Source organism: Pseudomonas kitaguniensis, from assembly GCF_009296165.1.
GTDB classification, from domain to species: domain Bacteria; phylum Pseudomonadota; class Gammaproteobacteria; order Pseudomonadales; family Pseudomonadaceae; genus Aquipseudomonas; species Aquipseudomonas kitaguniensis.
Genome location: NZ_VUAZ01000075.1, coordinates 39,683 through 52,751, shown reverse-complemented (window position 1 = coordinate 52,751; position 13,069 = coordinate 39,683). Strand labels below are relative to the sequence as shown.

11 protein-coding genes and 2 pseudogenes are annotated in these 13,069 nt (G+C 57.9%); 4 read left to right on the top strand and 9 right to left on the bottom strand.

What is annotated here, in order from left to right:
• Nucleotides 1-353 (top strand): hypothetical protein (locus F0169_RS27545; RefSeq protein WP_152746843.1); only part of this gene is annotated, 353 nt, incomplete at its 5' end.
• Nucleotides 354-467: 114 nt separating this feature from the next.
• Here the strand turns inward: F0169_RS27545 and msrQ are convergent.
• The 9 genes and pseudogenes from msrQ to mrcB form a co-directional block, all read right to left on the bottom strand.
• Nucleotides 468-1,088, bottom strand: a complete 621-nt coding sequence (msrQ, locus tag F0169_RS13930) for a protein-methionine-sulfoxide reductase heme-binding subunit MsrQ (RefSeq protein WP_058412515.1) — start codon at nucleotides 1,086-1,088, stop codon at nucleotides 468-470.
• Nucleotides 1,088-2,101: a protein-methionine-sulfoxide reductase catalytic subunit MsrP gene (msrP, locus tag F0169_RS13925; protein WP_152746842.1), complete on the bottom strand. Its 1,014-nt coding sequence runs from the start codon at nucleotides 2,099-2,101 to the stop codon at nucleotides 1,088-1,090. The genes msrQ and msrP overlap by 1 nt, the downstream gene beginning before the upstream one ends.
• A 63-nt stretch (nucleotides 2,102-2,164) precedes the next feature.
• Nucleotides 2,165-3,022 (bottom strand): CDP-diacylglycerol--serine O-phosphatidyltransferase, encoded by an 858-nt coding sequence (pssA, locus tag F0169_RS13920; RefSeq protein ID WP_058412517.1) that lies wholly within the window; start codon nucleotides 3,020-3,022, stop codon nucleotides 2,165-2,167.
• 145 nt (nucleotides 3,023-3,167) lie between these two features.
• Nucleotides 3,168-4,184, bottom strand: coding sequence for a ketol-acid reductoisomerase (gene ilvC, locus F0169_RS13915; protein WP_007948647.1), 1,017 nt, complete (start codon nucleotides 4,182-4,184; stop codon nucleotides 3,168-3,170).
• A gap of 47 nt (nucleotides 4,185-4,231) precedes the next feature.
• Complete coding sequence (ilvN, locus tag F0169_RS13910) at nucleotides 4,232-4,723, bottom strand: acetolactate synthase small subunit (RefSeq protein WP_003176102.1); 492 nt, start codon at nucleotides 4,721-4,723, stop codon at nucleotides 4,232-4,234.
• 2 nt (nucleotides 4,724-4,725) lie between these two features.
• Nucleotides 4,726-6,450 carry an acetolactate synthase 3 large subunit gene (locus F0169_RS13905; protein ID WP_058412584.1) on the bottom strand — a complete coding sequence of 575 codons (1,725 nt, stop codon included), beginning with the start codon at nucleotides 6,448-6,450 and terminating at the stop codon, nucleotides 4,726-4,728.
• Nucleotides 6,451-6,881: 431 nt separating this feature from the next.
• A complete protein-coding gene (locus tag F0169_RS13900; protein ID WP_122250196.1) occupies nucleotides 6,882-7,211 on the bottom strand; it encodes a YqcC family protein in 330 nt (109 codons plus the stop codon).
• Nucleotides 7,211-7,944, bottom strand: a pseudogene (locus F0169_RS13895) (tetratricopeptide repeat protein). Before F0169_RS13895 ends, F0169_RS13900 begins: the two are co-directional and overlap by 1 nt.
• 16 nt (nucleotides 7,945-7,960) lie before the next feature.
• Nucleotides 7,961-10,288 (bottom strand): penicillin-binding protein 1B, encoded by a 2,328-nt coding sequence (gene mrcB / locus F0169_RS13890; RefSeq protein ID WP_058412520.1) that lies wholly within the window; start codon nucleotides 10,286-10,288, stop codon nucleotides 7,961-7,963.
• A 118-nt stretch (nucleotides 10,289-10,406) separates the two neighbouring features.
• Between mrcB and F0169_RS13885 the strand changes: the two are divergent.
• The 3 genes and pseudogenes from F0169_RS13885 to F0169_RS13875 all read left to right on the top strand — a co-directional run bounded on the left by F0169_RS13885 (nucleotide 10,407) and on the right by F0169_RS13875 (nucleotide 12,873).
• Nucleotides 10,407-11,962 (top strand): annotated as a pseudogene (locus tag F0169_RS13885) (bifunctional aminoglycoside phosphotransferase/ATP-binding protein).
• A gap of 93 nt (nucleotides 11,963-12,055) precedes the next feature.
• A complete protein-coding gene (locus F0169_RS13880) occupies nucleotides 12,056-12,400 on the top strand; it encodes a pentapeptide repeat-containing protein (protein WP_058412522.1) in 345 nt (114 codons plus the stop codon).
• A gap of 200 nt (nucleotides 12,401-12,600) precedes the next feature.
• Nucleotides 12,601-12,873 (top strand): TfoX/Sxy family protein, encoded by a 273-nt coding sequence (locus tag F0169_RS13875; RefSeq protein ID WP_058412523.1) that lies wholly within the window; start codon nucleotides 12,601-12,603, stop codon nucleotides 12,871-12,873.
• The last annotated feature ends 196 nt before the right edge of the window (nucleotides 12,874-13,069 follow it).

Below are 13,069 nucleotides of genomic sequence, written 5' to 3'. Positions count from 1 at the left end.
CTTGTGATGCTGATAATCTTTTTGACTATCAGTCTGACCCCACAAGCACCCACACGAATTGCTTGATTCAGTTGTTAAAGAGCGGTTGGTTAAGATCTTTCGTCTCAACCGAGGCGCGCATTCTACAGCAGCCTCATTTGCTGTCAAGTGATTATTTTCAGAAGTTTTCGAAGAATTCTTCAACAACTTCAACCACTTGCGCTTCCGATCTCTCGTTAGCGGGAGGCGAATTCTACAGCGTTACACGCTGCTGTCAACACCTCTTTTTCTCCGCTTTCGACCGAGAAGATCGAAACGTTAATAGAGCCAAACAACGCCGCTCTACCAACTCCTTCTGGGCTTCGATGAACTGAAGCAACTCGCTGTCGAATCTCGCATAACTCTTTGTTTACCAAGGAGTTTTCCGTTTCGACTGCGCCGGAAGTGGGGCGAATTATAGACTTCCAGAATCTGCCGTCAAGCACTAATTACGCTTTTGTTGCAGAAGGTGGTTTTTTAGCAATAAGGCGCGGGATTCGACGCATAACCGGAGGCAGCCGCAGCACCAGAAGCAGCGCACCTATAGATGCATAGATAGCCCACTCTTTAAGGTCGGCCCGCACGATCCACAGCATATGCAGCAAACCCAGCCCAAGAATCACATAGATAAGGCGGTGCAGCTTCTTCCAACGGCTGCCCAGGCGCCGCTGACTATAGCGATTAGACGTTACCGCCAGCACCAACAGCGACAGGAAACCTAACGCCCCCACAATAATGTAAGGCCGCTTGCGCAGCTCCACCCCAAGCTGAGACCAGTCGAGCCCCAGGACAAACACGCAATAACCCGCCAAGTGCAGCACTGCATAGGCAAAACACCACAGGCCCAATTGCCGGCGCACCGCTATCCACCCCGCCCAACCGCTGAGTTTTTGCAGCGGCGTCATTCCCAAGGTGATCAACAGCAGAATCAAGGTGCCCAAGCCGAGCCGATCAACCAGCACTTTTCCCGGATCAGGCCCCAGGGCAGAACTCCACGCTTCATAGAGCCACCAGCATGGCCATATTGCCACTGCGATAAAGACGCCAATCCGCCAAATCGGGTAACGCATCAGTAATTCTTCCGCAGATCGAGGCCTGTATAGAGAGAGGCGACTTCATCCGAGTAGCCATTGAACATCTGCGTCTCACGCACGTTAGGGCTGAACAGGCCACTCGGCAGACGACGCTCCCGCGCTTGGGTCCAGCGGGGGTGATCAACCGTAGGGTTTACGTTCGCATAAAACCCGTACTCATCCGCCGCAATGCTCTGCCAAGTGGTTTTCGGCTGTTCGCTCACAAGGCTGATGCGCACAATCGACTTCACACTCTTGAAACCATATTTCCACGGCACCACCAGACGCAAAGGCGCGCCATTCTGGTTAGGCAGCTCGCGCCCGTACATGCCGACAGCCAGGATCGCCAAAGGATTCATCGCCTCATCAAGACGCAACCCTTCTATATAGGGCCAGTCAATCAAGCCAAAGCTGGAGCGCTGCCCCGGCATGGTTTTAGGGTCCTGAAGGGTTTCAAATCGGATGTACTTGGCTTTGGAGGTCGGCTCAACCTGCTTGAGCAAGGCAGAAATCGGAAAACCCATCCAGGGAATGACCATTGACCACGCCTCAACGCAGCGCAAGCGGTAGAGCCGTTCTTCCAACTGATAAGGCTTCATGAAGTCTTCCAGGGCGTAACGCCCAGGTTTGCCCACCTCGCCATCTATCACAACACTCCAGGGTTCGGTTTTGAGTGAACCCGCATTCGTCGCCGGGTCGCCCTTGCCTGTGCCGAACTCATAGAAGTTGTTGTAGTGGGTGGCGTCCTTGAATGGAGTAATGGCCTCGTCTTTCACCGTTACCGCCTGCCATTTTGTGCTCGGCAATTTTTCGGTAAACCATTTCGGCGCATTACCCGGCTCGACATCCGCATAACGTGCAGCATCGTCAGCACTGGCCAGGCGTGGCAAGGCACTGACGGCAATACCGGCAAGTGCGCCGCCGAGCAGGCTACGTCGAGAGAGATAAAAAGATTCAGGCGTGACATCCGATTCATGACAATCGGACGCTTTGGGGATTTTGATTAACATGGCAACTCCGCAGCATTGGAGGACTGATGCACCAATAGACTGCGGAGTATGGACGAAATTACATTAAGGCAATGTTTTGTCCCGGCGCAGATGCAGCAAGTACTGAACCGGCCCAGACGCGGCGTAGACCAGGAAAGCCAGCAGCAAAATACGCGGCGGGTCACTGAACACGACCGCGAACACCAGCACCACTACCAGGATCGCCACAAAAGGCACGCGCCCCTTGAGGTCTAACTCCTTGAAACTGTTGTACTTGATATTACTGACCATCAGCATACCGGCCGCCGCAACCATCAAGGCCACCAGGAATGACATCTTCGAACCCTGGATGCCGTAGTCACTGAAGGCCCACACGATACCCGCCACCACTCCCGCAGCAGCCGGGCTGGCAAGACCAATGAAATAACGCTTGTCGGCAGTACCAACCTGGGTATTGAAGCGCGCCAGGCGCAACGCGGCGCCCGCGACATAGATGAAGGCGACCATCCAGCCGACTTTGCCCATATCCCCCAGCGCCCAGGCGAAGGCCAGCAATGCGGGTGCGACACCAAAGGCAACCATGTCCGACAAGGAGTCGTACTCGGCACCGAAGGCACTTTGGGTATTGGTCATACGTGCCACACGGCCATCAAGGCCGTCGAGCACCATGGCGACGAAAATTGCGATGGCGGCAAACCCGAAATACTTGCTTGCGCTGACCGCATCTCCCGCCGCCAAAGCGCTTTGAGCGCTCATGGAGTTAATGATGGAGTAGAAGCCGGCAAACAGGTTCGCGGTAGTGAACAGGTTGGGCAGAAGATAGATGCCACGATGCCGGACCTTGCGGCCTTCCGCGTCATGCCCGTCTTCGACATGTTCATCGATCGGCAGCAGGCTTTCGGCGTCATAAGCCTGGCGTGGCTCTTCGGGACGTTCGGTCATGGACTTTACCTTGCAACGGTGTGAAAAAAATTCGACAGATACTTGCGACGCGTGTTCGCCCGCAAACGATGCAGCTTTATACCAGAACCCGCCTCTCAAACGAAAAAACGCGGCCTAAGCCGCGTTTTCCGTTGATGCGTACGACTTAGTTTTTGGCTTTGTCGACGATCTTGTTGGCACCGATCCACGGCATCATGGAGCGCAGTTGCTCGCCGATGATTTCGATACCGTGAGCGGCGTTGTTACGACGCTTGGCGGTCATCGAAGGGTAGCCGGTAGCGCCTTCGCTGATGAACATTTTGGCGTATTCGCCGTCCTGAATACGTTTCAGGGCGTTGCGCATAGCCTGACGGGACTCGGCGTTGATCACTTCCGGGCCAGTCACGTACTCGCCGTATTCGGCGTTGTTGGAGATCGAGTAGTTCATGTTGGCGATACCGCCTTCGTACATGAGGTCGACGATCAGCTTCAGTTCGTGCAGGCATTCGAAGTAGGCCATTTCTGGCGCGTAGCCTGCTTCAACCAGGGTTTCGAAACCGGCTTTGACCAGTTCAACGGTGCCACCGCACAGAACGGCTTGCTCGCCGAACAGGTCGGTTTCAGTTTCGTCCTTGAAGGTGGTTTCGATGATGCCGGTACGACCGCCACCCACGCCGGCGGCGTAGGACAGTGCAACGTTTTTGGCGTTGCCCGACGCGTCCTGGTAGATCGCGATCAGGTCAGGGATACCGCCGCCTTTGACAAACTCGGAACGCACGGTGTGGCCCGGTGCTTTCGGCGCGATCATGATCACGTCGAGGTCGGCGCGCGGAACAACCTGGTTGTAGTGAATCGCAAAGCCGTGGGAGAAGGCCAGGGTGGCGCCTTTCTTGATATTCGGCTCGATTTCGTTCTTGTACAGCGCGGACTGGAACTCGTCCGGGGTCAGGATCATGACCAGGTCGGCCGCCGCAACAGCAGAAGCAACGTCAGTCACTTTCAGGCCATGGGCCTCAGCCTTGGCAACCGTGGCCGAGCCTTTGCGCAGGCCAACAGTCACGTCAACGCCGGAATCCTTCAGGTTGCAAGCTTGCGCGTGGCCCTGGGAGCCGTAGCCGATGATGGCGACTTTTTTGCCCTGGATGATCGACAGGTCACAATCTTTTTCGTAATAAACTTTCATGAGGTTCCTCTATATATCCAGGCCGTAAGGCCATTCACTAATTTGGGTTAGATGCTGAGTACTTTGTCGCCACGGGCAATCCCGGTGACACCACTGCGTACAGTTTCCAGAATCGAGGCCGTCCCGATCGACTGGATGAAGCTGTCCAGCTTGTCGCTTGTACCGGTCAGTTGAACGGTATAAACGCTGGCGCTCACATCGACGATCTGCCCGCGATAAATATCGGTAGTGCGTTTGATCTCGGCACGCTGGGCGCCTGTGGCTTTAACCTTGACCAACATCAGCTCGCGCTCGATGTGAGCACTTTCCGACAGGTCGACCAGCTTGACCACTTCGATCAGCTTGTTGAGGTTCTTGGTGATCTGCTCGATCACCTCATCATGACCCACGGTGGTCAGCGTCAGGCGCGACAAGGTCGGGTCTTCGGTCGGGGCCACGGTCAGGCTTTCGATGTTGTAGTTGCGTTGCGAAAACAGGCCGACAACACGAGACAGAGCGCCGGGTTCGTTCTCCAGAAGCAGGGAGATAATGTGCCGCATGATTAAGTACGCTCCGTCTTGTTCAGCCACATGTCGCGCATAGAGCCGTCTTTGATCTGCATCGGGTAGACGTGCTCGCTGGTATCTACCTGAATATCCAGGAACACCAGGCGGTCCTTCATGGCGAACGCCTCTTCCATCTTCGGCTTCAGATCTTTCAAATCAGTGATACGCATGCCGACGTGGCCATAGGCTTCAACCAATTTGACGAAATCCGGCAGCGACTCCATATAGGAATGGGAGTGACGGCTACCGTAGCTCATGTCCTGCCACTGGCGAACCATGCCCAACACGCCGTTGTTCAAGCAGACGATCTTCACCGGAAGACCGTACTGCAAGCACGTCGACAGTTCCTGGATGTTCATCTGGATGCTGCCTTCGCCGGTCACGCACGCAACGTCGTTGTCGGGGAAGTTCAGCTTCACACCCATGGCCGCAGGGAAACCAAAGCCCATCGTGCCCAGGCCGCCGGAGTTGATCCAGCGGTTAGGTTTGTCGAACCTGTAGTACTGCGCGGCGAACATCTGGTGCTGGCCCACGTCGGAGGTCACAAAGGCGTCGCCCTTGGTCACTTCGCACAGGGTCTCGATCACGGTTTGTGGCTTGATGATGCTGCCGTCGCCCTTGTCGTAAGGGAACAGGCCACGGTCACCGCGCCATTCGTCGATCTGCTTCCACCAACTGGCAACGGATTCCTTGTTCGGCGCCTCGCCGATGTCCTTGAGTGCAGCGACCATTTCGGTCAGCACGCTCTCCACTGGCCCAACAATCGGCACGTCGGCCTTGATGGTCTTGGAGATGGACGCCGGGTCGATGTCGATGTGGATGATCTTGGCATTCGGGCAGAACTTGCTCGCGCCGTTGATCACACGGTCATCAAAACGCGCGCCCACGGCCAGGATCACGTCAGCGTGGTGCATGGCCAGGTTGGCAGTGTAGCTGCCGTGCATGCCAAGCATGCCGACGAACTGACGATCCGTGCCCGGGAATGCGCCGAGGCCCATCAAGGTGTTGGTGACCGGCAGGTTAAGCAGTTTGGCCAATTCGGTCAGCGGCGCGGAACCGCCCCCCAGAATCACCCCACCGCCCGAGTACAGCACTGGGCGCTTGGCCGCCAGAAGCATTTCTGCCGCCTTGCGGATTTGCCCCGAGTGCCCACGAACGGCCGGGCTGTAGGAACGCAGCTTGGCTTTCTTCGGGAAGATGTATTCGAATTTTTCAGCCGGGTTGGTCATGTCTTTCGGGATGTCTACGACGACGGGGCCCGGGCGACCGGACTGCGCGAGATAGAACGCCTTTTTCATGACTTCCGGGATTTCCGACGCATGCTTGATCATGAAGCTGTGTTTCACGATCGGCCGGGAGATACCGATCATGTCGGTTTCCTGGAACGCGTCGGTACCGACCATGGTACTTGCCACTTGGCCGGAAATGATCACCATCGGAATGGAGTCCATATACGCAGTCGCGATGCCGGTAATGGCATTGGTTGCGCCAGGGCCGGACGTTACCAGTACCACACCGGCTTTACCGGTGGCACGGGCGTAACCGTCAGCCATATGGGTTGCGGCCTGTTCGTGGCGAACCAGGATGTGGGTAACAGCCGGTTCCTTGAACAGTGCGTCGTAAACATGCAGCAGAGCACCACCTGGGTACCCGTAGATATAGTCGACGCCTTCGTCACGCAAAAAGCGGACGAGCATCTCACCGCCAGATAAAAGCTCCACGTTGTTCACCTCTAAAACGCCAGAATACCGTCCGTTAAAAACCGACGGGTCTTAATAGGTTTACTTCTCAACAGAGCATGAGCGACGGTGGTCGCCGACTACGTCAGCACTGACTGAGCAAGTATTGGGATCGTCCCAAGTGTTGCGGGCTTTTCCCACCCAGCGCGAGGTAACGCGTTGCGGGTGTTACAGGTCGGCGCGGATGTGCGCCTCATGATCTGCTGAGCGGGCCTGCTTCTGGCAGTCCCGATACAGCGGACTTTGGATTCTTCTGTTTCAGGCCGTTCAAGTCAAGCAATAATTGCGCTTTTTTCCAACTAAGCGCATCAGAACGTAGAAGAAAGGGCTTTGAGGAGGGATAAAACTCGCCTGAATGTCGTCAAGCGGTAGAAATATGCGCAAGACTGCCGGAAAACCCGGCAGTCAGGCAATTAACGAGCGTCGACGATCAATTGGTCGAACTTTTTCAGCGCATTTCGCAAACCAAGGCTTTGCAACGGCCGGTCGGCGTAGACCATCTCAGCCATCTCCATAATCCCCGAGGCATTTGGCAACGGCAGATCATGTTCAAGGATCTGCTTCATGCGCACCAGGAAAATCCATTGCAGCCACTGGTGAAAGTCCAGGGTATCCACCGCAAACGGCTCGACGCTGCCGAGCGCTTCGGCGCTGGGGGACACGTCGTCCCACCAGCCCTGCAGGCGCAGTTCGCGCTCGATCAGCAATAACTGTTCGGCAATGGCCGGGAACCGTGCATCCATCAGAGGCTGACCTTAGCTTTTTGCCGAGCTTGCGCGGCACCGGCGGCGTCGCCTGTGCGGCACGCGCGTCACCAATCAATGCCCAAAGGTTGGCTTGCAGGTCTGGGCGGCCATTGGCCAGGCTCAGCCCACGCCGGGCAAACTGCTCGGCTTGCGGCGCATCACCCTGGGCCAGGCGCACTTGGGCCAGGCGATACAGCACTTGTGGCTCGCGAGGCGCCACGCGCTGAGCGCGCTCAAGGCTCGACGACGCGCCGTTCAAGTCACCACCGGCCTGCTGCTGCTGGGCGGTAGTGAGCAAGGACAGCACCGGGCCATCCAGTTGCTCGTCAGCCGACAGACCACCCGCACTGGACGACGACGGAATACCGCTCGGCGTCGACGGCATGTTGTAAGTGCCCTGATTGACCGGCGCTGTTTGAACCGGCGCAGTGTTGATCGGCCCCGAGGTGCTTGGCCCTGGGGTCCACGGCTCAGAACTGATCGGCGCGGCAGCGGCAGCCCCACCGCCCGGCACCATCACCACCACACCCGAATCCTGCGGCATGGCTTGAGGTGTGGCTTGGGCAGGACGCTTGACCACGGTCTGACGGAAACCGCCGTTGGCCGAGATGCGGTCGTTATTCGAGACAGCCGAACTCGAATCCACCACAGGGATCGAGCCGCGCTGCACGCTGGCGCAACCGTTGAGCAAAGCCAGAGCTGTAATAGCTGGAATCCACCACTTGTTCACTTGAAACCCTCTTTGCTTAATTCATCCAGCCCTTGACCCAATCCATCACCGATTCCGCGTCAGCGGGGGCACTGCCACCGCACGCGGCGCCGGGTGGTGGCTCGCTGCCGCGAATATACGGCATCTGTACCGCGCCGGGGCAGTTGGCATCGGAGCCCTGCCCCGTGTGCGGATCAATCCAGGCCTGCACGATGTTATCCGGCTGCGGCATGTTCAGCGGCAGCGGGTCGGCTTTGCGCATAAAGCTGGTCCAGACCTGCAACGCACCCGTCGCACCGGTGAACGGCGTCTTGCCGTTATCGTCGCGGCCCAGCCATACCACGGCCAGCACATCCTGGCCGAAGCCTGCGAACCAACTGTCACGCGAATCGTTACTGGTACCGGTCTTGCCCGCGAGTGTCAGGTTCGCCGGCAGCACGCTGTAGACCGAGCGCCCGGTGCCTTCACGCATCACGCGTTGCATGGCGTTCTGGATCAGGTAGATGGAGCCCGCATCAAAACGTTGCTGAATCTGGAACGGATAACGCTTGAGCGGCTCGCCCTCCGCGGTCAGCACGCTGCGAATGCCGCGCATCGGTGTATTAAAGCCACCGTTGGCGAGCGTCTGGTACATCGTCGCCACTTCCATCGGGGTCATGGCGCCAGCGCCCAGCAGTATCGATGGGAACGCCGGGAACTCACGGTTGATGCCCAGGCGGCCCAAGGTTTTCAGCACATTCGGCACCCCCACTTCAAGCCCAAGGCGCGAGGTGGAGATGTTGTAGGAATGCGCCAGGCCCTGATACAGGAAGACGGTGCCGTGCGAGCGTCGATCAAAGTTCTGCGGCGTCCACACTTGGCCGTCTGCACCTTTGACCGACAGCGGGTCATCCGAGAGCCAACTGGTCAGGGTGTATTTGCTCGGTTTTTCCAGGGCCGTCAGGTACACCGCCGGCTTAACCAGCGAGCCGATTGGCCGCACCGCATCCAGCGCGCGGTTGAAGCCGGCGAAACTGGCCTGACGGCTGCCGATCATGGCCTGCACTTCACCGGTTTCCGGGTTGGTCACGACCATGGCCGCTTCTACTTCGTCGGAGCCTTTACGGCCCGTCAGGCGCTTGAAGGTGTCGTTGACCGACGCTTCGGCTTTCATCTGCAAAATCGGGTCGAAGCTGGTGAAGATCCGCAGGCCTTCTTCGGTCAAGTCCTCGTCGCGGTAGTCTTCACGCAACTGGCGCTTGACCAGGTCGATAAAGCCCGGGAACGAGCTGTCGGCCAGCTTGCCGCGAGTGGTTACACCCAGTGGCATTTTTTTCGCAGCCGCCACTTGCTCGGCAGTGGCCACGCCTTGCTGCTCCAGCACGTCGAGCACCAGGTTACGCCGTTCGAGCGCGCGCTCCGGGTTGCGACGCGGGTTGTAATACGACGGCCCCTTGACCATCCCCACCAGCAGCGCGACTTGATGCAATTTCAACTCGGACAATGGCTGGCCAAAGAAGAACTGACTGGCCAAACCGAAACCGTGCACGGCGCGCTGGCCATCCTGACCGACGAATACCTCGTTGAGGTACGCCTCAAGGATTTCCTGCTTGCTGTAATGCAACTCCAACAGCATGGCCATCATGGCTTCGGTGAGCTTGCGGGTCAGGCTGCGTTCGTTGGTCAGGTAGAAGTTCTTGACCAATTGTTGCGTCAGCGTGCTGCCGCCCTGAGTCATCTTGCCGCCGGAGGTGTTAACCCAGAGGGCGCGGGCAATCGATTTGGGTGAGACGCCCCAGTGGCTGTAGAAATCGCGGTCTTCAACCGCCACCAGGGTTTCGAGCAAGTAGGGAGGCACCTGATCAAGCTTGATCAGGATGCGATCTTCAAGGTTTTTCGGGTAAATGCCGCCGATCATCAACGGTTCCAAGCGCACCACGGGCAGCTTCGAACCATTGAGTGACGACAGCTCGGCGACGTAATCGCCAGAGAAGCGCACGCGCACCGGCTGGGCTTTTTCCAGGCCTTCATAGAACTGGAAGCCACGGGTGTTCAGGTCGACGGTATTGCCGCTGACGGCCGCAGAGCCCGGGCCATTGCTCACAGGTTCGCGGCGATAGCCCAAGGCGTCGAGCTCGGTGAGGAAGTCGTCCTTGCTCAGCTTTTGGCCGGTGAACAGTTCCAACGGGCGTGCGTACACTTTGGCCGGAATGGTCCAGCGCTTGCCGGAGAACTTCTCCTGCACCACAGCGTCGAGGTACACCGCGAAGCCTGCGAGCACCACAAGGCCCACCAGGCCGAGCTTGAGCGCCCAGCCCAGCCACGGGCGCAGGCCACGCGAAGGAGGAGGTTTTTTACGGGAACGGGGAGATCGGGTTCGAGTCATGGCGGCGGATTATACGCACTTTATTGCTGATCAACATGAGCCGGACAGCGGTTTGCACGACCGGTTGTAACCGCCATAATGCACGCCATGATTTCCCCCAGACTTTGAAGGATCGCCCGTGAGCCAGTCCCTGATCGCTGCCCTGCAAAACCCGGCTTTGTATCCCCATCCGGTTGAAGCGTTTCAAGTCATCGAGACGCATATTTCGTGGGTCATCCTGACGGGTCCCTTCGCTTATAAATTGAAGAAACCGATGAACTTCGGCTTTTTGGATTTTACCGACTTGAGTGATCGCGGCCACTTCTGCAACGAAGAGCTGCGCCTCAACCAGCGCCTGACCGAAGATTTGTACCTTGAAGTGTTGCCGATTACCGGCACTGCCCAAGCGCCACAATTGAATGGCGAAGGCCCGGCGATCGAGTACGCGCTCAAAATGCGCCAGTTCCCGCAAAGCCAACTGCTCAGCACGTTGCAAGCCAATGGCGAACTGACCAGTGCGCACGTCGATGAACTGGCCAAACAGATTGCGCACTTCCACCTGACCGCGCCCAAGGTCCCGCAGGAACACCCGGCCGGCACGCCGGACGAGGTCATGGCGCCGGTACGCCAGAACTTCGATCAGATCCGCCCGTTCCTCAGCGACAAGGCCGACCTGGCTCAGTTGGAGGCGCTGCAAGCCTGGGCTGAAAGCAGCTTCGAACGCCTTAAGCCGTTGCTGGCACAGCGCAAGCTGGACGGCTTCACCCGCGAATGCCATGGCGATATTCATTTGGGCAACGCGACGCTGATCGACGGCCACGTCGTGATTTTCGACTGCATCGAATTCAACGAGCCGTTCCGCTTTACCGATGTCTACGCCGACAGCGCGTTCCTGGCGATGGACCTTGAAGACCGCGGCCTCAAGTCTCTGGCGCGCCGCTTTATCAGCCAATACCTGGAACTGACCGGCGACTACCAGGGCCTTGAAGTGCTCAACTTCTATAAAGCCTACCGCGCGCTGGTACGCGCCAAAGTGGCGTTGTTCAGTATGCCGAGCGAGGCCAGCCCGGTGGAGCGCGCCACTACCCTGCGCCAGTACCGCAACTACGCCAACCTGGCTGAAAGCTACAGCACTATTCCCTCACGCTTCCTGGCAATTACGCACGGTGTATCAGCCGTCGGCAAGAGCCACGTGGCCATGCGCATGTCGAAGCGTTGGGCGCCGTACGCTTGCGTTCGGATGTGGAACGCAAGCGCCTGTTTGGCGAGCAGCCTGTCGAAAACACGCCACAGGCCGGCATCTATACCACCGACGCCAGTGCTGCGACCTACGCCCGCCTGAACGAAATTGCCGACAGCGTATTGCGCGCCGGCTACCCAGTGGTGCTGGATGCCACCTTCTTGAAACGCGAGCAGCGCGACGCAGCCGCGAAAATTGCCGAGGCCACCGGCGCGCCCTTCCTGATCCTGGATTGCAACGCACCACAGGCCGTTATCGCCAGTTGGCTGGCACAGCGTCAGGCAGATAAAAACGATCCGTCCGACGCGACCTTGGCGGTTATCGAAGCGCAGCAGGCCAACCGCGATGCGTTGTCGGCGGAAGAACTGCTGCTGAGCAAACGTGTCGAAACCAATGAAAGCGGCACCCTCGACGCCTTGGTCGCACACATTCGCCAACGCCTGCCGGGCCTGTAAAAAAATATTTTCTGGTCGTGTCACCGACTTCGGTGCACGATCGAGAAAATATGCCACCATAATGACATTATCCTTAAAGCAGGAGTCGTCGTCATGAGTCAGCCAAAGCTTCTTGATACACCGCTCTACGCACTCCTGCACAAGGACGATGTTCGCGGCTTCAACCAGCAGCGTCCCAAAGACGGCGCTATTGACATGCGCGGTGGCGACTTCCGCGGGCTCGACCTGCGTGAACTGGATGCAACGGGTGTGGATTTCACCGACGCCTACTTTCGCTCTGCCGACCTGCGTGGCCTGGACTTGCGCGGCTGCTCACTGGAAGGCGCCAGCTTGGCTCACGCGCAAATCTCCGGCACCTACTTTGCGCCTGAGCTGACGGCAGACGAGATTCTGATGTCGGTTAATTTCGGCACTCGCCTGCGCTACCGCACCAAATAACATCACGCCTCCAACGCTTGGTACGCGCCCGCGTGCCGGGTGCCTCCGCCTGCCTGCGGGCAAACGCCCCAGCGATTCTTATAGCTTTTCAGCCGTTACTGACCAAAGAACTACACTTTTCCTGCTGAGCGCTACACTCCTTTTCAGGCTTGCCTGGTCACGATACCCACCGCACCCTTCGGCCGTCGCATGGAGGCTTGATGAACGATGAGCTGCAACACCTGAAAAACCTTGGCAAGACGTCGGCTCAATGGCTGCACGCCGTGGGCATCCACAGTGCATCCGACCTGCGCCGCCTCGGGGCGGTCGATGCCTATAGAGCCGTGCGCACGCGCGGGTTCCGCGCATCCAAAGTACTCTTGTATGCCATTGAAGGCGCGCTGATGGATGTGCATTGGAACGACCTTCCCACAGAGCGTAAGGAAGCATTGAACCGCCAGCTGGAGGCAATTTCAGCGCGGCAGAAGAATTAGATCAGCAGTAACACCCAGCGTTTACGGGATTTCGTACGAGTGTTTGAGAAAACCGGCAGCGCACGCAAAAACAAGTGTTGACTCTCAAATGAGAATCGTTATGATTATCACAACTGGTCGCGAGATCAGCCGATAACTGAAAGACCATTGGTTCGGACTCTCAGATTATCTCCTCATCAGGCTAATCACGGTTATT

Bases quoted from the DNA above. Each gene is read 5' to 3' on its own strand.
- msrQ (WP_058412515.1), bottom strand. From the start codon at position 1,088: ATGCGTTACCCGATTTGGCGGATTGGCGTCTTTATCGCAGTGGCAATA.
- msrP (WP_152746842.1), bottom strand. From the start codon at position 2,101: ATGTTAATCAAAATCCCCAAAGCGTCCGATTGTCATGAATCGGATGTC.
- pssA (WP_058412517.1), bottom strand. From the start codon at position 3,022: ATGACCGAACGTCCCGAAGAGCCACGCCAGGCTTATGACGCCGAAAGC.
- ilvC (WP_007948647.1), bottom strand. From the start codon at position 4,184: ATGAAAGTTTATTACGAAAAAGATTGTGACCTGTCGATCATCCAGGGC.
- ilvN (WP_003176102.1), bottom strand. From the start codon at position 4,723: ATGCGGCACATTATCTCCCTGCTTCTGGAGAACGAACCCGGCGCTCTG.
- F0169_RS13900 (WP_122250196.1), bottom strand. From the start codon at position 7,211: ATGGATGCACGGTTCCCGGCCATTGCCGAACAGTTATTGCTGATCGAG.
- mrcB (WP_058412520.1), bottom strand. From the start codon at position 10,288: ATGACTCGAACCCGATCTCCCCGTTCCCGTAAAAAACCTCCTCCTTCG.
- F0169_RS13880 (WP_058412522.1), top strand. From the start codon at position 12,056: ATGAGTCAGCCAAAGCTTCTTGATACACCGCTCTACGCACTCCTGCAC.
- F0169_RS13875 (WP_058412523.1), top strand. From the start codon at position 12,601: ATGAACGATGAGCTGCAACACCTGAAAAACCTTGGCAAGACGTCGGCT.